The sequence below is a fragment of the Nocardia caishijiensis NBRC 108228 genome (genome assembly GCF_001612825.1).
Taxonomy (GTDB): Bacteria; Actinomycetota; Actinomycetes; order Mycobacteriales; family Mycobacteriaceae; genus Nocardia; species Nocardia caishijiensis.
Window position 1 is genome coordinate 100128 of record NZ_BDBE01000039.1, and the last position, 18083, is coordinate 118210.

Sequence of the window (18083 nt, forward strand, 5' to 3'; positions counted from 1 at the left end):
GGCCGCCGCACCGGTTGGCCTACGAAGGGGATTGCCACGCGAAGGAGACTCATGAGCCCGGTCACGTTGTCGGTGCTGGATCTGGCACCGGTGCAGGCCGACGCGGACGCGGGAGCGGCGCTGCACGCCACGACCCGCTTCGCCAAGCGCGCCGAGGAACTGGGCTTTCACCGGTTCTGGGTGGCCGAGCACCACAACATGCCCGGCATCGCCAGTTCGGCGCCCGCCGTGGTGCTGGCCCATCTGGCCGCCTCGACCTCGCGCATCCGGGTCGGTTCGGGCGGGGTGATGCTGCCCAATCACGCCCCGCTGGTCGTGGCCGAACAGTTCGGCACCCTCGAGGCGCTGCATCCCGGCCGCATCGACCTCGGGATCGGCCGCGCTCCCGGCACCGATCCCGCTACCGCCCGCGCGCTGCGCCGCCACGCCGACGGGCTCGGCGCCGAATCGTTCCCCCGCGAGCTCACCGCCCTGATGGGCTATTTCGGGGGGACGGACCCCGACGGAATCGTCGCCACCCCCGGTCGCGGCGCGCAGCCCGAGATGTGGTTGCTCGGCTCGAGCGGTTACAGCGCGCAGGTCGCGGCCGTCCTGGGGTTGCCGTTCGCGTTCGCGCATCATTTCGCCGGGGAGAACACCGCCGCCGCCCTCGCGCTCTACCGGGACAACTTCCGGCCCTCGCCCACCCGGCCCGAGCCGTACAGCATCGTCGCCGTGTCGGCGATCTGCGCCGACACCGATGCCGAGGCCGACCGGCTCGCCGCACCGCGCGACCTGGCCTTCGTCAACCTGCGGGCCGGACGCCCACAGGCGATGGCGACCCCTGCACAGGCCGAGGGGTTCCCGCGCACCGAGGTCGAACGGCACTTCGCCGCGCAGCGCAAGGCCGGTCAATTGCAGGGATCGCCGGAAACGGTGCGCGCCCAGGCGGCCCAGCTCATCGAGGACACCCGGCCCGACGAGCTGATGCTCACCACCCTGGTCTACGACCTCGACACCCGCATCCGTTCCCTCGAACTCACCGCCCGCGCGATCAACGGCTGACCCACCTCAACGGAGTCGGAATCCCATGGTGGTCAACGACTCCCGCAACCGGTGCCTGCCGTTGAGCGCGGCTTCGGAGCCGAGGCGGGCCAAGACCCGCTCGGTCCAGGAGAACGGGAGCCCCTGGTCGCCGTAGACCGCGCCGATCCGCTGCTCGTAGGCGGCGACCGGTTCGCGCTGGCCGGGCAGGTCGTAGGTCTCCTGGTGCAGCACGGCGGCCTGGGGCAGGCGCGGCTTGACCCGCGTGCCCTCCGCCGGGTCGGGATACCCGACCACCAGCCCGAAGACGGGGAACACGTGGGCGGGCAGGTTCAGTTCCGCCACGACCTGCTCGGGGTCGTTGCGCAACGCACCGATGTAGACGGTGCCGAGCCCGAGCGATTCGGCGGCGATCACCGCGTTCTGGGCGGCGAGCGCGGCATCGACCACACCGACGTAGCTGGATTCCAGGTAGTCGACACCGTCGAGGGGCGCGCGGTGATCGTCGGCGAGTTGCCGTAAGCGGGCGAAGTCGGCCGTCCACACCAGCAGCACCGGCGCCTGCTCGATGTGCGCCTGGCCGCCCGCGATCGCCGCCAGCCGCGCCCGCCGCGCCGGATCACGGACCTCGATCACGCTCCACGCCTGCAGATTCGACGAGGTCGGCGCCGACTGCGCCGCCGAAACCAGCAGGCGGATCGTCTCCGGCGCGACGGGATCGGGCAGGTAGCGACGCACCGATTTGTGTTCGTGCAACACCTCGAGCACGGTGTTCCACTGCGCGGGAACGGCGGCGTCGGGGTCCGCGTAGCGCTGCTGGACTGGGTGGGAGGCGGTCTGCGTCATAGCGCCATCGTCGGTCACGGTGGTGGGAGCCGTCTGCGATAACTCTCACCGTGAATCCAATGCCACGGCCGATAGACTCCCTCTACGGGGAGCTCGCCGCCCGGCGGGACCGGAAAGTGCGTCATGGCCAAGGTGTTCGACCGGATCGACGACAAGTTACAGGCGTTCATCGCCGACCAACCGATGTACTTCGTGGGGACCGCGCCCTCGTCCGGCGGTCATATCAATGTGTCCCCCAAGGGATACCGCGACACCTTCGCCGTCCTGGACGACCACACCGTCGCCTACCTCGATCTGTTCGGCAGCGGCTCGGAGACGATCGCGCACCTGCGTGACAACGGCCGCATCACCGTGATGTTCTGCTCGTTCTCCCGCGTCGCCCGCATCCTGCGTCTGCTCGGTACCGGGCGGATCGTGCGGCCCGATTCGGCCGAGTTCGACACGCTGCGTGCGCGATTCGGCACCGAGCACCCCGGTGTGCGTGCGGTGATCGTGGTCTCGGTCGACCGGATCGCCGACTCGTGCGGCTGGTCGGTGCCCCGGATGGACCTGGTGGAGGAGCGCTCCGTCCTCGACGAGGCGCACACCCGCCGCACCGACGACGATTTCGCGCGGCGTATCGCGGGCGACAACTCGGCCAGCATCGATGGTCTGCCAGCGCTGGAACCCGACCACCCGTTGCCGTCCACCGTCTGGGCTAGCGGCGAGAGCGCGCGATGAAGCGGCGCAGCAGTTCCCTGGGTACGGGCACCGATTCGCGGCGCCCGAGTTCGACAAGCATGCCCGCCTCGCTCGGGTCGAAGTAGCCCGCGTGCCGGTAGGCCTCGATCCGCACCGCCAGCCCGGTGCCGTCGAGCTCGGGATGGAACTGGGTGGCGTAGACATTGCGTCCCACCCGGATCATCTGCACCAGGCAGGTGTCGGAACCGGCGAGCAGCACCGCGCCCGGCGGCACCTCCTGGCAGGCCTCCTTGTGGCCGACGAAGGCGCGGAAGGTGCGGGGGACGCCGGTGAGCAGCGGATCGTCGGCGCCGTCGGTCAGCACGACCGTGCACGCGCCGACGGCCTCGCCGTACCGGTCGGAGCCGACTTCGCCGCCGAGTACGTCGGCCAGGATGCCCAGGCCGTAGCAGGCGCCGAAGTAGGGGAAATCCCGGTCGACGATCTCGGCGATCAGCGTGCGCAGCGGCGGTTCGAACCGTCGTTGGTAGTCGTACTTCTCCGGCTCGGGTGCGCTCACGTTGCTTGGGCCGCCACCGACGATCACGGCACAGAAGTCGTCGAGGTCGATCTCGGGCAACCCCCGATCCATCTCGATGCGCACCACCTCGTCGTCGGTGAGTTCGGCGGCGCGCAGCAGCGCGGCGTACTCGTCGTCGGACGCGGCGCGTTCGGGGCGCAGCTGAAGCAACAGGCAGGGCTTGGTCATCGTCGAGCCATCCCTCCGCAGTCTCGTCGGGTCGGCTACCGACGATACTGCGCAGGTCACGGCACCGCGCTCACCGCGACGGCCGATTCGGACAGACTGCCGAGATACAGGGTGCCCTCGTGCTCGACCACCGAGGTGACCATCGCGAAGTCGTCACCCGCCCGTTGCAGGTCGTGTACCACCGTGCCGTCCGAATCGAGCGCGATCACCCAGGCAGTGCGGGCGGGTGCCGGGCGCAGCCGTTCCGGCAGCGCCCACGCCAACCGACGGAAGATGCCCGGCAACGCCAGCATCCGGTCCAGCAACGCGTTGCGTGGTGCGACCATCCCGACCCAGACCAGACCGTCGCTGCCGAGCGACATGTTGTCCGGCGAGCCGGGCAGGTTCTCGACGAGGTGATCGACGGTTCCGGTGCGCGGGCCCGCCAGCCAGTACCGGGTGATCCGGTAGGCGCCGGTCTCGGCCACGAGCACCCACGAGAGGTCCGGCGCCAGCACGACCCCGTTCGCGAACTGCAGCCCGTCGATCAGCACCTCCACCTGCCCGCCCGGATCGCGGCGGACCAACCTGCCGCTGCCGGAATGCTCGAGGATGTCGCCCATCCACTGTTCGAACGGCCAGCGCCGCGACGACTCCGAGAAATAGATGGTGCCGTCGTCGTCGCGCACGACATTGCTGGGGAAGATGATCGGTTCACCGTCGATCTCGGTGAGGACGGGCTCCAGTTCGCCACCGGCGGCGACCGACCGGAACACGCCGTGGCCCGCGACACAGATCAGCAGCGAACCGTCGGCATCGGCATGCATTCCCAGCGGCCTGCCCGCCGCGTGCGCGATCTTCTCGGCGGTGCCGTCGGCGGGGTCCACGCGCCAAATGGTGCCGTCCTCGGTGCCGGTGACCACGTGTCCGTCAGGGGTGAGCACCACGTCTTCCGGCGCGGTCCCTGGCAGCGGCAGCAGACGAAGCGCGGGGAGCGCGGGGTCGCTGTTCGGCTGCCCGGCGCGTGCGGTGGCGCGGGGCGGGGTCCATCGGTGCGGTCGCATTCGCATGCCCATTGCTACCACGCCTGGCGAGGATCGTCGGGCGGGTAGCGTTGCGGGACCGGAGGTTTGGCACATCGTCGAGCGACCCGGCCGTGCGGACCGTTGATCGCGGCTACAGTGCGGCGGTGGATACCGGCTCCGTCAGCACGTCGTTCGAACGCCTGCTCGCCCCGCAGCCCGCGCCGCCCTGGTGGCTGGTGCTCGTCACCGGGGCGGTGGCACTGGTTCTGGTCGGGTACCGGCCGCTGTGGCGGGTCACCCGCGCGGCCGTCACCGTGGCGCACGAGGGTGGACACGCCCTGTTCGCGCTGCTCACCGGGCGCAGGCTGCACGCGATCACCCTGCACACCGACACCTCGGGACTCACCGTCTCCAGCGGCAGGCCAACGGGCCCGGGCATGATCCTCACCGCGATGGCCGGATACCCGGCGCCCGCGCTGCTCGGCGTCGGCTACGCGGCACTGCTCGGTTCCGGCCGGGTGTCGGTGATGCTGTGGGCCACGCTCGCGATGCTCGTCGCGGTACTGATCAAGGTGCGCAATGTGTACGGCCTGCTGACAGTGCTCGTGCTCGGCGCCCTGGTGTTCGGCGTCTCCTGGTACGGCAACGACTTGCTCCAGGCCGGTTTCGCGTATCTGGCCGCGTGGTTCCTGTTGGCCGCGGCCGTTCGGCCCGTGCTCGAACTACAGCGCGGCAGGCGCAGGCAGCCGGGCCGCACCGATTCCGACGCCGATCAGCTCGCCCACCTCACCCACCTGCCCGCCCTGCTGTGGGTGCTGTTCTTCGCGGTGGTGTGCCTGGCGGCCGCGGTGGTCGGGGCCTGGTTCATGCTCGCGCCCGTCGAACAGCTGCACCCGTTGTTTCAACGGTGATCTGTTTCACCGGTGATCGGCGGACCAGCGCTCGACCGACTCGGTGACCAGCACGCCCGGTGGCTGCAGCGCGTTGAGCGCGACTCCGGCCTCGTCCTGGTCGAGCGGCTCGAGGGTGGCGAGTTGTGAGTCGAGCAGGATCGTCGGCATGAAGTGGCCGAGGCGGCCGGTCATCCGGCGCATCAGTTCGACCCGGGTGGCGGCCAGATGCACGAAATACGTCTCGGGCGCGTTGGCGCGCAGCCGGTCACGGTAGACCCGGCGCAGCGCCGAACAACTGGCCACCCCGCCCCGCGCGCTGTGCTCGTGCAGCCAGGCGCCGACCTTGTCGAGCCACGGCCACCGGTCCTCGTCGGTGAGCGGTATCCCAGCCGCCATCTTCTCGATGTTCTCCAGCGGGTGGAAGTCGTCGCCCTCGGCGTAGGGCACATCGAGGCGGTCGGCAAGCATCGCCCCGACGGTCGTCTTCCCACACCCCGAGACGCCCATGACGACAATGAGAGGTACTTCCACCGCATCCTCCTCGTACCGGCCCGTGTCCTACAGCCTCACACACCGAGGCGCGTCTCGGGCACGATGGTGATCATGGACCTCCGCATCTTCACCGAACCGCAGCAGGGCGCCGACTACGACACGCTGCTCACGGTGGCGCGCGCCGCCGAGGATCTCGACTTCGACGCCTTCTTCCGCTCCGACCACTACTTGGCGATGGGCGATGCCGACGGCCTGCCCGGCCCCACCGACGCGTGGATCACCCTGGCGGGCCTGGCCAGGGACACCGCGCGCATCCGGCTCGGCACCCTCGTCACGGCCGCGACGTTCCGGTTGCCCGGGCCCCTGGCCATCCAGGTGGCCCAGGTCGACCAGATGTCGGGCGGCCGGGTGGAACTCGGGCTCGGCAGCGGCTGGTTCGCCGCCGAACACGCCGCCTATGGAATTCCGTTCCCCGACAACCGGTTCGGGCTGCTGGAGGAACAGCTCGCGATCGTCACCGGCCTGTGGTCGACCAAGCCGGGTGAGACGTTCTCCTTCGACGGCGAGCACTACCAGCTCACCGACTCCCCCGCGCTGCCCAAGCCCGTGCAGGATCCGGTGCCGGTGGTGATCGGCGGCAACGGGAAGGTACGCACCCCGCGCCTGGCCGCGCGCTACGCCACCGAATTCAACATGCCCTTCGCCTCGGTGTCCGACAGTGCCGCCCAGTTCGACCGGGTCCGTGCCGCGGTGCGCGCGGCCGGGCGCACCGATGAACTGGTGTACTCGAACGCGCTCGTGGCCTGCGTCGGGCGCACCGACGCCGAGGTGGCCCGCCGGGCGGCGGCGATCGGGCGTGCGGTCGACGAACTGAAGACCAACGGCCTGGCGGGTTCGCCCGCCGAGGTCGTGGACAAGATCGCCCGCTACCGCGAGATCGGCGCGCGCCGGATCTACCTGCAGATCCTCGACCTGAGCGACCTCGACCACCTGGAACTCATCGCGAGCGCGGTGGCATCGCAGCTCTGAGCCCGCCTCACGGGATCGGCTTGTCGGTCGGCAGGTTGACGAAGCTCGGTGCCGCCGGGTCCAGCCGCACCTGCTGCGGTTCCAGACCGGAGGCATCGAGCATCGGGCGGAACGGCAGCGCCTTGGGCGCGTTGCCCGCGTACACGTCGATCCGCACGCGGTGCCCCGGCGCGAGCACGGCCTGGGTCGGGATGACGGCGATGTCCATCTCGGTCGGCGCACCGGGCACCACGGGCAGCAACCGGTCGAGGGTGAGCGGGTTGAACGGCGCGGTGAGGTCACCGTTGACCGACCGGGCGCTGCGCCGCTCGTCGATGGCCCGCATGGAGGCGGTGAGCTGACCGGTGGTGAGGACCGTCGAGGTGCCGTCGGGGGCGACATCGTTGACGGTGACGTTCCAGAACCCGTCGCCGGCCGTGTGCACCGTGTTGAGCCGCACATTGATCGGGCCCGAGATGACCGTCTCCTCGGCGACCGGGGCGCTGGTGAACGTGAGCGCGTTGCGTTCGGCGATGCGCGAGTCCTTGGCGCAGGCGTCGAGCGCCGCGGTCATCCCGGCCGAGCCCTGAGCCGCGTCCCTCGAGCACACGGTGCTCAGACCCGGTGCGACCGTGAGGTTTTCGACCTTGCCGGGGCCGTTCGACCGGAGCGAGCCGTCGTGCAGGCTGTCCTCGGTGGTTCCGCTGGCGTCGGCCGACAGGTACACCCGTCGATGGGTGACACCCGGCTGCGGCCACTGCCGCAGCGTCACCCAACCGCCGCCCTGCTGTTTCACCGTCACCGGGCCGAACGACTCGATCCCGCTGTCGATGTCCTTGAGCCACTTGTCGAACCAAGCTCGCTGCAACACGTCCAGTCGTGGCGGCGCACCCGGAACACCGGTTCCCGCACCGGGATTGGCGTGATAGGTGTCGCCGACGACCAGCTGCTTGCGGCCAGCGGGCAGTGGGAGCTGTTCGTAGAGTTTGGTCGCGCTGTTGGCGAAGATGTCGTGCCACCCGCCGTAGACGAAGGTCGGCACGTTCACCTTCTCCGGGTGACCCATGATCGCCTCGCGAAACGCCGAGGTCTCGTCGAGCGCACCATCGAGCGCTGGCGGCATGTCCTCGAGCGACGGGGTGAGCAGCGCCTGGGCGAGCAGGTCGAAATTGGTCGTCGGATCGGCCAGGCGATCGTTGAACCAGGTCCAGTCGAAGGTGCCCTGGATCATCGACGCCACATCGGGCACGAGCTTGAGCTGGTTGACCGAATTGAGCCACAGCGGAAGGAACGTCGTGCCGACGCCGCCGCCGGGGGCGACCACGTCGCGCATCAGGTCGCTGCCCGGTTCCACCGGGAAGATGGCCTGCAGCGCGGCGGGCGCGTCCTCGGCGGCACGCAACTGGTTGATGCCGGAATACGAGCCGCCGCTCATGCCGATGCGGCCGTTGGACCACGGCTGGGCCGCGGCCCACTCGATCACCTCACGGGTGTCGAGCTGTTCGCGGGCGCCGAGGGTGTCCCATTTCCCCTGGGACAGACCGGTTCCGCGCACATCGGCGACGACGACCGTGTACCCGCTGCCGATGAGTTTGCGGTCGACACCGAGCATGGTCTGGATCATGCCGCCGTCCAGTGCCTGCATCAGATCGCCGAAACCGCTGACGGGTGTGCTCGACAGGTTCAGGCGGCGCACGATGTCGACGGCCGTGGACTGCAGGCCGGGGGTGGCGGCGGCCGCTTCGATCAGGCCGGTCATGAGTTTGGAGTAGGGCGTGAGGCTCACGATCGTCGGCAGCGGCCGCTGTTCGATCACCCCCGCGGCGTCGGCGGGGCGGTACACATCGGCCTTGAGGACGACGCCGTCGCTCATGGTGATGTGCACGCCGCGTTCCACGCGCACCTCCGGGTAGGTGCCCGGCGCGTCGTGCTGGGCGGTCCAGCGCACACCCGGCACCTCGGCGCCCGGCTGCCCCGAGACCCCGCCCGCTCCGCAGGCGAGTACCGCTGTGATCGCGAGGATCGCCGTCAGCACACGGACGAGCCCACGTTCGGAACCTCTCAACGTCATCGAGTCGCTCCCGACCGGTTCGTTCATCGTTGACCTAGCCACCGCGGATCGGCGCGAAAACTGTAACAGCGGTAACGACTTGCGGGGCGCAGCGCCGGACCGCTCGGAGGGTCGCTGTGAACACGCATTGTTCCAGTTCAGGGCATTATCCGCGGCGTCGGACCTGTCGGTGCTCGATGGTTGACTGTGCGCATGCCGACCGACCCGGCCGGTGCCATTCATCGACGAGGAGGACGATCGACAATGCCGACACGTGACGAACCGTGGTCTCAGGGCACACCGTGCTGGGTGGACTGTCAGGTCGACGATCCCGCCGCCGCCCGCGAGTTCTACAGCGCGCTGTTCGGGTGGGACATCCAGGACGCGGGAGCCGGTGGATATCTCATGGCAATGCTCGACGGCAGGCCCGCGGCGGGCATCGGACCGAAACCCGACGGCATGGGTCAGATGCCGTCGGTGTGGACCACCTACTTCGCGGCCGACCGGGCCGACGCGATCGCCGAGCGGGTCGCGACAGCCGGTGGCCAGGTGTTCGTGCCGCCGTTCGACGTGCTGGACGTGGGTCGGATGTTCGTCGCGGCCGACCCGACCGGCGGGGCCTTCGGCGTCTGGGAGGCCAAGCGCCACATCGGCGCCGGGGTGTTCAACCAGCACGGCGCCTACTGCTGGAACGAACTGCACACACCGGGCTACGACCAGGCACACGAGTTCTACAACAGCGTGTTCGGCTGGAACTACACCGAGATCGGCGACGGGGTGAACTTCACGTACTCCACCTTCTCGCTGCCCGGCGACAAGCACGAGGTCGGCGGGATGATGGACGCCTCGGCGCTGGGCAATCCGCCGTACTGGCTCACCTGGATCCAGGTCGACGACGCCGACGGCACCCTGGGCACGGCGACCGGACTCGGCGCGACGGTGATCATGGGGCCCGACGACAGCCCGTTCGGGCGCATGGGAATCCTGCGGGCACCCCAGGGTGAGGTGCTCGGGGTGATCGACCCGGCCGCGGCGGTTGGCGAGGTGCCGACGGGCGCGTGACGACGCGGCTCGCGCTGATCGAGCGGTCGCGGTCTACGCCGGAACAGGCCTCGGCGACATCTCCACGCGGGTCGGTGTCTCATCGCGACCACTCAGGACGGCGTGCGAGGTGGCCCGGCGGCGAGTTGGATCTCGAGCAGCAGGCGGTCGTCGGGATCGGTGAGGTCGATGCCGAGGATGGATTCCACGCGGCGCAGCCGGTAGCGCAGGGTGTTCGGGTGGATGCGCAGGGCGGCGGCCGCCACGCTCACCTCGCCGTGGGCGCGCACGTAGGCGTGGGCAGAGGTACGCAGGTCGGCGCCGTGGTCGTGGTCGTAGGTGTCGAGGGCGGCGAGGCGGGGGTCGTGCAGGTGGGGACGAGCGCGGATGAGGTCGAGGATCTCGGTGAGCAGCACCGCCGTTCGCGCCTCGGCCAACGTGGTCACACGGCTGCCGTCGGCGGAGGCCGGGCTGGCCAGCACACGGTCGACCTCGGCGCGCGCCGAGGCGACGGCCGTGAGCCCGGCCACCGGAGCGGCCACCGCCGCCCGGGCCACCAGCCCACGCGCCTGCTCGAGCTGCGCGACGAGCTCACGCACCCACGACCCGACACCGTGCTCGGAATGATAGGAGGGCAACAACACATACACCCGGTCACCGATCGCCTCGGTGACCGAGTCGCCACGAAAAGCACTGGCGTGCAATCGGATCAGGCCGCTGGACGCGGCGAGCTCGGCGGCCGGGCCGAGCGCACCGAACCCGATCACCGCGGCGGGCCCCGCCTCGGGCAGGCGCAGGGCTGCCGCCACCGACGGCACGTCAACGCCCGCACCGTGTGCGCCGAACAGTCTGCGTACCAGCACCGCCTCGGTCGACGGCGCGTCCAGTGCCCGCGCGATGATCCGGCCCGCCACCGCCGACGCGCCCCGCAGTACCCGGGCGGCGTCGGGTCGCAGCGGTCGGTGGCCTTCCTGCAACCAGATCGTGCCGAGCAGCCGGTCCTCGGTGCCGTCGGAGCCGCGCCTGACCCCGACGACCAGGCGGCGGCGGATGTCGAGTTCGGGGTGGTCGGGGATGTCGACCACCTCGTCTGTGCGACGCACCCGGTCGAACACCCCCCACTCGCGCAGGATCCGCAGGTAGTCGGCCGGACCCTCGCGACCGAGGATCGAACGGATGCGCAGCTGGTCGGCGGCATCGTCGGAGGCGGAGTAGGCGAGCACGTGGGAGTGCGGGTCCTCGATGCTCACCATGCCGCCGGTTTCGGCGGCCACCACCTGCGCGAGCCCGAACAGGTCGGTGTCGGGGGCGAGCAGGTCGGGTTCGCCCGCTTCGGTGCGGCCGCCGGGCGCGCGGGTGAGCACGCGGCGGACCAGGCCGAACACCTGATCCCAGCGGGCGTGCCGGTGCACCCGAACCAGCGCGATACCGGCCGCGCGGGCGGCGGTGCGCACCTCGGGAGAATCGTCGGCGCCCTTGGTCATCAGCAGTCTCGGCCGCCGGGCGTACGGACGGGCGCCGACGCCGCGCAGCCATCGCACGGTCTGCTCGGGATCGACGCCGACCAGCAGATACACCTCGGCGAGCACGCCACCGGCCTCGAGGTGTTCGGCCAGGTCGGCGGGCTCGGCGAGGGCGACGGTGCGCAGCACCACCCCCTCCCCCGTCGGCGCGTCGATCAAGGTGGCCACGGTGTGATCGAGCGCGCCGAGCAGCTCGCCCAGCGTGGTCTCCATCGCGAACTCCTTTGTCCGTTCGGACCAACGAACCGGCGGATCTTCATCCGATCAGCTGATTATGACCCATCTCGATCGGTGTTGACTACGTCACATCCCGCTATCGCCGTACGACGCAGGAGAGGCACTCATGGACGTCATCGCGACCACCCCGCCGCCGGTCAACGAGCCCGTCGGCACTTTCGCGCCGGGCACGCCAGAACGCACCCGGTTGCAGACCGCACTCACAGATCTGGCCGCTGCCCCGACCGAGATCTGCCACGTCATCGGCGGTCGACACCTGCGCGGCGACGGCCCGGCGTTCGAGGTCGTGCAACCGCACCGCCACCGCGCCGTGCTCGGTACCCTGCACGACGCGACCGCCACCGAGACCGCCGCGGCCGTCGGCGCCGCCACCGAGGCCGCACCGGCCTGGCGGGCGATGTCGTTCGACGACCGCGCCTCGGTGTTCCTCCGCGCGGCCGACCTGCTCGCCGGTCCGTGGCGCGAGAAGATCTGCGCGGCAACGATGCTCGGCCAGTCCAAGTCGCCGTATCAGGCCGAGATCGACGCACCGTGCGAACTGGTGGACTTCTGGCGGTTCAATGTGTCGTTCGCGCGCCAGATCATCGCCGAACAGCCGCTGTCCTCGCGCGGGGTGTGGAATCGCATGCAGTACCGGTCGCTCGAGGGCTTCGTCTACGCGGTGACACCGTTCAACTTCACCGCCATCGCGGGTAACCTGCCGACCGCGCCCGCGCTGATGGGCAACACGGTGGTGTGGAAGCCGTCGCGGTCGCAGGCGGTCGCCGCGTATCTGACGATGTGCCTGCTCGAGGAGGCGGGTCTGCCGCCGGGCGTGATCAATCTCGTGCACGGTGCCGGACCCGAGGTCTCGGACGTGGTGCTGCCCGATCCGCGCCTGGCCGGTGTGCATTTCACCGGGTCCACCGCCACCTTCCAGCATCTGTGGCGCACGGTGGCGACGAACCTCGAGCGCTACCGCACCTATCCCCGGTTGGTCGGCGAGACCGGCGGCAAGGACTTCGTGCTCGCGCATCCGTCGGCTGACCCCGCAGTGCTGACCACCGCGCTGCTGCGGGGCGCGTTCGACTACCAGGGCCAGAAGTGCTCGGCCGCCTCGCGCGCGTATGTGCCGCGGTCGGTGTGGTCGGTGATGTCGGAGGACCTGATCGAGAAGACGGCGTCGCTGCGCTACGGCGATGTCACCGATTTCGCGAATTTCGGTGGGGCGCTGATCGATCGGCGCGCCTTCGACCGCAACACCGCCGCGCTCGAGCGGGCCAAGGCCACCCAGGGGATCACCGTGGTCGCGGGTGGGCACAGCGATGACAGTGTCGGCTGGTTCGTGGAGCCGACGGTGCTGGTCGGCGACGACGCGGGCGACGAGATCTTCCACACCGAGTACTTCGGCCCGATCCTGGCGGTGCACGTCTACGACGACTCGACACCGTCGGGTTTCGAGGAGGCCATGCATCTGGTCGACGCGGGCGCCTACGGTCTCACCGGCTCGATCATCGCCCAGGACCGCACCGCCATCGCCGCCGCCACCGAGCGGCTCACCTTCTCGGCGGGCAACTTCTACATCAACGACAAGCCCTCCGGCGCGGTCGTCGGGCAGCAGCCCTTCGGCGGCGGGCGGGCCTCGGGCACCAACGACAAGGCGGGCTCGGCGCAGAACCTGCTGCGCTGGACCTCGGCGCGCACGATCAAGGAGACGTTCACCCCACCCACCGAGCACGGCTATCCCCACCAGGAATCGGAGGCCAACTGATGTCGGCACTTCTGCGCTCGGCGCTGCTCGCAGCGGCGCGCTCGGCACCACTGGAACGCGCGGTCACCCGGCTACCGGTGAGCCGCGACGTGGTGTCGCGGTTCGTCGCGGGAACCACCACCGACCAGGTGGTGTCCACCGCCGAAACCTTGCTCCGCTCAGGCCGTTTCATCAGTATCGACTACCTCGGTGAGGACAGCGTCGACCTGACGCGGGCGCAGGCGACGGTCGAGCAGTACCGCGTTCTCATCGCCGCGCTGGGACGCCTGCCCCAGGCCGAGACCACGCCGGGAGCCGTTCGGCCGCTGGAGGTCTCGGTCAAATTGTCGGCGCTCGGGCAGGCCCTGCCGCGCGACGGACACGCGATCGCCCGCGAGCACGCCCACCAGATCTGCACCGCCGCCGAGGCGGCCGGACTGTGGGTGACCGTCGACGCCGAAGACCACACGACCACCGATTCGACCCTCGCGATCGTGCGCGAGCTGCGCGAGGACTTCCCGTGGCTGGGCACCGTTCTCCAGGCCTACCTGCGCCGCACCGAGGACGACTGCCGTGCCCTGTCGGGCCCGCAGTCACGGATCCGGCTCTGCAAGGGCGCCTACGACGAACCCGAGGCGGTGGCATTCCGCGACCGCGACGAGGTCGACGCCTCCTATCTGCGCTGCCTCGGCGTGCTCGCCGCCGGGCAGGGCTACCCGATGATCGCCTCCCACGATCCGGCGATGATCGGCGCCGCCGGGGCGGCCGTGGCGGCGGCGCGGCGCAAGTGCGAGGAGTACGAGTACCAGATGCTGTACGGCATCCGCGACGACGAACAGCAGCGACTCACCGCCGAGGGCAACCACGTTCGCGTGTATGTCCCCTACGGTGACCAGTGGTACGGCTACTTCATGCGCAGACTGGCCGAACGACCCGCGAATCTCGCCTTCTTCCTGCGCGCACTGGCCGGTCGGCGCGGGTAACGAGCCGCTCTCCATTCGGGCACCACCACTGAACAATATTCACTCTCGGCGTCGGGAACGGCCGCGCGGCGGTGTACTGATCACGCGGCCAGGGCCGCCGACGGAAGGAACAGCGATGTCTTTCGCAGAGTTGCGCGCTCAGATGCTGCGCCGCAAACCACTCGTCGAAGTGGAAGACGAGATCCCCGGCGACGAACGCCTCGCCAAATCACTCGGCCTGTGGCAACTCACCGCCATCGGTGTCGGCGGCATCATCGGCGCGGGCATCTTCACCCTGGCCGGATCGGTCGCCCACTCGGTGACCGGGCCCGCGGTGCTGATCTCGTTCCTCATCGCCGGTGTCGCCAGCGCGGCCGCCGCCCTGTGCTACGCCGAATTCGCGGGCATGGTCCCGAAAGCGGGCTCGGCCTACACCTACGGCTATGTCTCGCTCGGTGAGCTCGCCGGTTGGTTCATCGGTTGGGACCTGCTGCTCGAGTACATCGCGGTCGCCGCCGTGGTCGCCATCGGGGTGTCGGGGTACTTCGGGTTCCTGCTCGACCAGGTCGGTTTGACGCTGCCCGAGTGGATGCTCGGCGCGCCCGACACCGGCGACGGCCGGGTGGTCGACCTGTTCGCGGTGCTGTTCTGTCTCGGTACCGCCTGGGTGCTGTCACGCGGGATCGGCAGCGTCGGACGGTTCGAGACCGTCGCGGTCGGCATCAAGGTCGCGCTGGTCGTGCTCATCGTGGTGCTCGGGGTGTTCCACATCGACAGCGCCAACTACGACCCGTACTTCCCCTACGGCGCGGGCGCGGTGTGGACGGGTGCGGCGACGGTGTTCTTCGCGGTGTTCGGTTACGACGCCATGAGTACCGCCGCCGAGGAGTCCATCGACGGGCGCAAGCACCTGCCCAAGGCGATCATCTACTCCCTGGCCATCGCCATGGTGCTCTACGTGCTGTGCACGCTGGTGCTCACCGGCATGCAGAAGTACACCGAGATCAGCCCGACCAGCGGGTTCTCCACCGCCTTCGAATCGGTCGGGATGCCGGGCGTCGCCAATATCATCGCCGTCGGCGCGATCGTCGGCATCATCACCGTGGTGCTCACCTTCATGCTCGGTGTCACCCGCGTGTGGTTCGCGATGAGCCGAGACGGCCTGCTGCCCAGCTGGTTCGCCAAGACCCACCCCACCCGCAAGGTACCGACCAGGGTCACCTGGATCGTCGGCATCGGCGCGGCGATCCTGGCCGGTGTGCTGCCAATCAACACCGTCGCCGAGCTCACCAATATCGGCATCCTGATGGCGTTCATCGTGGTGTGCGTGGCGGTGATCGTGTTGCGGCGCACCAGGCCCGACGCGCCGCGCTCGTTCCGGCTGCCGTTGATGCCGGTGATCCCGCTGATCGGGATCGGCTTCTCGGCGTACCTGATCTGGTCGCTGCCGTGGGAGACCTGGGTGCGCTTCGCCGGGTGGTTGCTCGTCGGGCTCGTGGTGTACTTCGGCTATTCCCGCAAGCATTCGCTGCTGAACGGGTCCACCCCGGAGAAGATCACGTAGCGCCGAATCCGGGCAGGCGCCGCGCTCAGTCGCTCAGCGCCTGCTCCGGCTGCACGAGCATCCGCTTCAGGATCTTGCCGGTCTCCCCGCGCGGCAGCGCGGGGATGAAGGTGACATCGCGCGGCACCGAGAACCGGCTCAGACGGTGGCGGATGTAGGTGCGGATCATGTCCGGGTCCAGGCCCGCGCCTTCGCGTTTCACCACGAACGCGGCCAGGCGCTGACCGAACTCGCGATCGGGGACGCCGACCACGGCCACCTCGGTGACCTGCGGCAGATGCGCCAGCGCCTCCTCCACCGGGCGCGGGAAGACGTTCTCGCCGCCGGAGATGATCATCTCGTCGTCGCGGCCGGCCACGAACAGCCTGCCCGAGGCGTCGAGGTACCCCAGGTCGCCGGTGTCGAGCATGCCGTCGGCCTCCTCCGGCGGTGCGGCATTGACGTACCCGTCGAAGAGCATGTGGTTGGCGACGAAGATGTGTCCCACGGCGCCGACCGGTACCGGGCGCAGGTCGGGCCCGAGTACCGCCACCCGGGTGCCGAGCGGCGGACGACCCGCCGTGGTCGGCGAGACCCGCAGGTCGGCGGGAGTGGCGACGCTGGCCCACGACACCTCGGTGGAGCCGTACACGTTGTAGAGCACATCGCCGTAGGTGTCGAGGAACCGCAGCACGGTGGCACCGGCCAGCGGTGCGCCGCAGCTCACCACGTGCCGCAGACTCGACAGGTCGAAACTCGCCCGGACGTCGTCGGGCACGTCGAGGAGGCGTTCGACCATGGTCGGCACCACGATCAGGGTGGTGATGCGGTGTTCGCTGATGGAACGCAGGCAGGCGAGGGCGTCGAAGCCGTCGCTGAGCACGACGGTCGCGCGCAGCGCGGTACTCAGCTGCAGTCCGGCCAGCCCCCAGGTGTGGAACAGCGGTGCCGGTACGAGCACCACCTCCTCCACTCGCAGCGGAATCCGCGACAACAGTGCGGCGATGGTGCCGAAACCTTTGGCGTGTGGGCGGCGGGCGCCCTTGGGTGAACCGCTGGTTCCCGAGGTGAGCACGATCAGCCTGCCGGGGTGGGCGGGCACCGGAAAGTCCCTGTTGCCCGCGGCGATCAGGCTGTCGGTGGTGGCGCGCCGCGGGTCGGGCGGGTCGGCGTCGGTGGTGAACCGTGGGATCTCGCTGTGCAGGTAGCGGATCAGCGTCTCGAGTTCACCGTCGACGAACACCGCGCCGAGGCGGTGACGCTGCACGATCTCCTCGATGCGCCGCCCGGACAGTCCCGCGTTCAGCAGCGCGACGTCGACCCCGAGTTTGCCCGCGGCGACCATCGTCTCGACCATGCCCGCGTGGTTGCGGGCCAGCAACCCGATGGCGTCACCGGCGCGCATGCCGAGTTCGTACATGGCACCGGCCAGCGCATCGGAACGCGTATCGATCTCACGGAATGTCCTGGTGCCGAACCGATCGAGCACCGCGACCCGATCCGGGGAATGCGCGGCACCGGCGGCGTAACCGCCCGCCAGGTTGAAACCCCACTTCGACAGGGACCGCAACTGTTTGAGGATCGACACCGGTTCCGGTCGCATCAGACCGGTGGCCGCGATGGAACGCGCGACCCCGGCATTGCGGCGCAGCGGCGAGCGTTCGGCGTTCACCACCACCGACGACCGGGTTCCCGCGATCACGTCGGCGGTACGACGCAGGCCCGCCTTCACCCACTCGGTGACCACCGAGTTGGCGCGCTGCTCGAGCATCGGGTGCACCCGAGCGGCGGCGAACAGCGTGATGTCGAGCCGGGTGCGTTGCTGGTCGCCGCGCAGCCGCACCGACACGAAGCTGCCGAGCGCGGGGCTGCGCAGTTCGAAGCTCTCGTACCAGCGGCCGATACCGAGGACCAGCTCGTGGGTGTGGATACCGGTGTCCACCGAGCCGACCCGGACCTGCCAGACCACTGCCCCGTCGGGGTGATCTATCCGTTCGCAGGCGCCGATCCCGGTGAACATGCGGGGATAACTCTGCGGATCGAGCAGGACATCCCAGAGGGCTTGCCTGGCGATGGTGAAATCCGCGCTGACATCGATGACGTCGGTGACCAAACTCCGTGCTCTTCCCAACAACCGGGCACGGCGGTCGATCCCGCCGTGCGGGTCGTCACGCTACCGTCGAGCGGCGTCCCACAACCAAGAATCCGACAAATCCGGTGGTGCCGGACGGTTTCTACAGGATTTTGGTCGGTCGGCCAGCAGTCCGACGATGCGGATGTGAAACCCCCCAATGGCTTGCACG

The 18083-nt window shown here is 69.7% G+C and carries 15 protein-coding genes; 8 read left to right on the forward strand and 7 right to left on the reverse strand.

Annotated elements, in window-relative coordinates:
- The first annotated feature begins 51 nt into the window (after positions 1-51).
- Positions 52-1044, forward strand: coding sequence for an LLM class flavin-dependent oxidoreductase (locus tag NC7_RS21815; protein ID WP_067986051.1), 993 nt, complete (start codon positions 52-54; stop codon positions 1042-1044).
- A 6-nt stretch (positions 1045-1050) separates the two neighbouring features.
- On the opposite strand, the gene NC7_RS21820 is transcribed toward NC7_RS21815, so the two are convergent.
- On the reverse strand, positions 1051-1869 hold the full coding sequence (locus NC7_RS21820; protein WP_067986053.1) for an NADPH-dependent oxidoreductase: 819 nt from the start codon (positions 1867-1869) through the stop codon (positions 1051-1053).
- 123 nt (positions 1870-1992) lie between these two features.
- Here NC7_RS21820 and NC7_RS21825 point away from each other — a divergent pair, with 123 nt between their 5' ends.
- Entirely contained in the window at positions 1993-2589 is a 597-nt protein-coding gene (locus NC7_RS21825) for a pyridoxamine 5'-phosphate oxidase family protein (RefSeq protein WP_067986055.1), read from the forward strand.
- Here the strand turns inward: NC7_RS21825 and NC7_RS21830 are convergent.
- Together NC7_RS21830 and NC7_RS21835 are read right to left on the reverse strand one after the other, a co-directional pair.
- On the reverse strand, positions 2567-3298 hold the full coding sequence (locus NC7_RS21830) for a glutamine amidotransferase (RefSeq protein WP_067986058.1): 732 nt from the start codon (positions 3296-3298) through the stop codon (positions 2567-2569). The two genes, NC7_RS21825 and NC7_RS21830, sit on opposite strands and share 23 nt — an antisense overlap.
- A 56-nt stretch (positions 3299-3354) precedes the next feature.
- Positions 3355-4341, reverse strand: a complete 987-nt coding sequence (locus NC7_RS21835; RefSeq protein ID WP_201449917.1) for an SMP-30/gluconolactonase/LRE family protein — start codon at positions 4339-4341, stop codon at positions 3355-3357.
- 125 nt (positions 4342-4466) lie between these two features.
- On the opposite strand from NC7_RS21835, the gene NC7_RS21840 reads away from it, so the two are divergent.
- On the forward strand, positions 4467-5213 hold the full coding sequence (locus NC7_RS21840; RefSeq protein WP_067986305.1) for a M50 family metallopeptidase: 747 nt from the start codon (positions 4467-4469) through the stop codon (positions 5211-5213).
- A gap of 6 nt (positions 5214-5219) precedes the next feature.
- Here the strand turns inward: NC7_RS21840 and NC7_RS21845 are convergent, their stop codons facing one another.
- Positions 5220-5702, reverse strand: a complete 483-nt coding sequence (locus tag NC7_RS21845; protein ID WP_067986060.1) for a gluconokinase — start codon at positions 5700-5702, stop codon at positions 5220-5222.
- A gap of 96 nt (positions 5703-5798) precedes the next feature.
- Here NC7_RS21845 and NC7_RS21850 point away from each other — a divergent pair, with 96 nt between their 5' ends.
- Positions 5799-6716 (forward strand): LLM class F420-dependent oxidoreductase, encoded by a 918-nt coding sequence (locus NC7_RS21850; protein ID WP_067986307.1) that lies wholly within the window; start codon positions 5799-5801, stop codon positions 6714-6716.
- 7 nt (positions 6717-6723) lie between these two features.
- Here the strand turns inward: NC7_RS21850 and NC7_RS21855 are convergent, their stop codons facing one another.
- Positions 6724-8766: a CocE/NonD family hydrolase gene (locus NC7_RS21855; protein ID WP_067986309.1), complete on the reverse strand. Its 2043-nt coding sequence runs from the start codon at positions 8764-8766 to the stop codon at positions 6724-6726.
- Between the two features lie 243 nt (positions 8767-9009).
- On the opposite strand from NC7_RS21855, the gene NC7_RS21860 reads away from it, so the two are divergent.
- Entirely contained in the window at positions 9010-9807 is a 798-nt protein-coding gene (locus NC7_RS21860; RefSeq protein ID WP_067986062.1) for a VOC family protein, read from the forward strand.
- Between the two features lie 92 nt (positions 9808-9899).
- Here NC7_RS21860 and NC7_RS21865 read toward each other — a convergent pair whose 3' ends face one another.
- A complete protein-coding gene (locus NC7_RS21865; RefSeq protein WP_067986064.1) occupies positions 9900-11522 on the reverse strand; it encodes a PucR family transcriptional regulator in 1623 nt (540 codons plus the stop codon).
- A gap of 130 nt (positions 11523-11652) precedes the next feature.
- On the opposite strand from NC7_RS21865, the gene pruA reads away from it, so the two are divergent.
- The 3 genes from pruA (at position 11653) to NC7_RS21880 (ending at position 15801) form a co-directional block, all read left to right on the forward strand.
- Positions 11653-13296 (forward strand): L-glutamate gamma-semialdehyde dehydrogenase, encoded by a 1644-nt coding sequence (pruA, locus tag NC7_RS21870; protein WP_067986066.1) that lies wholly within the window; start codon positions 11653-11655, stop codon positions 13294-13296.
- Complete coding sequence (locus tag NC7_RS21875) at positions 13296-14258, forward strand: proline dehydrogenase family protein (protein ID WP_067986068.1); 963 nt, start codon at positions 13296-13298, stop codon at positions 14256-14258. Before pruA ends, NC7_RS21875 begins: the two co-directional genes overlap by 1 nt.
- A 115-nt stretch (positions 14259-14373) precedes the next feature.
- On the forward strand, positions 14374-15801 hold the full coding sequence (locus tag NC7_RS21880; RefSeq protein WP_067986070.1) for an amino acid permease: 1428 nt from the start codon (positions 14374-14376) through the stop codon (positions 15799-15801).
- Positions 15802-15826: 25 nt separating this feature from the next.
- Here the strand turns inward: NC7_RS21880 and NC7_RS21885 are convergent, their stop codons facing one another.
- Positions 15827-17893 carry an AMP-binding protein gene (locus NC7_RS21885; RefSeq protein ID WP_067986072.1) on the reverse strand — a complete coding sequence of 689 codons (2067 nt, stop codon included), beginning with the start codon at positions 17891-17893 and terminating at the stop codon, positions 15827-15829.
- Positions 17894-18083 lie beyond the last annotated feature (190 nt).

Bases quoted from the DNA above. Each gene is read 5' to 3' on its own strand.
- NC7_RS21815 (WP_067986051.1), top strand. From the start codon at position 52: ATGAGCCCGGTCACGTTGTCGGTGCTGGATCTGGCACCGGTGCAGGCC.
- NC7_RS21820 (WP_067986053.1), bottom strand. From the start codon at position 1,869: ATGACGCAGACCGCCTCCCACCCAGTCCAGCAGCGCTACGCGGACCCC.
- NC7_RS21825 (WP_067986055.1), top strand. From the start codon at position 1,993: ATGGCCAAGGTGTTCGACCGGATCGACGACAAGTTACAGGCGTTCATC.
- NC7_RS21830 (WP_067986058.1), bottom strand. From the start codon at position 3,298: ATGACCAAGCCCTGCCTGTTGCTTCAGCTGCGCCCCGAACGCGCCGCG.
- NC7_RS21835 (WP_201449917.1), bottom strand. From the start codon at position 4,341: ATGCGACCGCACCGATGGACCCCGCCCCGCGCCACCGCACGCGCCGGG.
- NC7_RS21845 (WP_067986060.1), bottom strand. From the start codon at position 5,702: ATGGGCGTCTCGGGGTGTGGGAAGACGACCGTCGGGGCGATGCTTGCC.
- NC7_RS21850 (WP_067986307.1), top strand. From the start codon at position 5,799: ATGGACCTCCGCATCTTCACCGAACCGCAGCAGGGCGCCGACTACGAC.
- NC7_RS21855 (WP_067986309.1), bottom strand. From the start codon at position 8,766: ATGACGTTGAGAGGTTCCGAACGTGGGCTCGTCCGTGTGCTGACGGCG.
- NC7_RS21860 (WP_067986062.1), top strand. From the start codon at position 9,010: ATGCCGACACGTGACGAACCGTGGTCTCAGGGCACACCGTGCTGGGTG.
- NC7_RS21865 (WP_067986064.1), bottom strand. From the start codon at position 11,522: ATGGAGACCACGCTGGGCGAGCTGCTCGGCGCGCTCGATCACACCGTG.
- pruA (WP_067986066.1), top strand. From the start codon at position 11,653: ATGGACGTCATCGCGACCACCCCGCCGCCGGTCAACGAGCCCGTCGGC.
- NC7_RS21875 (WP_067986068.1), top strand. From the start codon at position 13,296: ATGTCGGCACTTCTGCGCTCGGCGCTGCTCGCAGCGGCGCGCTCGGCA.
- NC7_RS21880 (WP_067986070.1), top strand. From the start codon at position 14,374: ATGTCTTTCGCAGAGTTGCGCGCTCAGATGCTGCGCCGCAAACCACTC.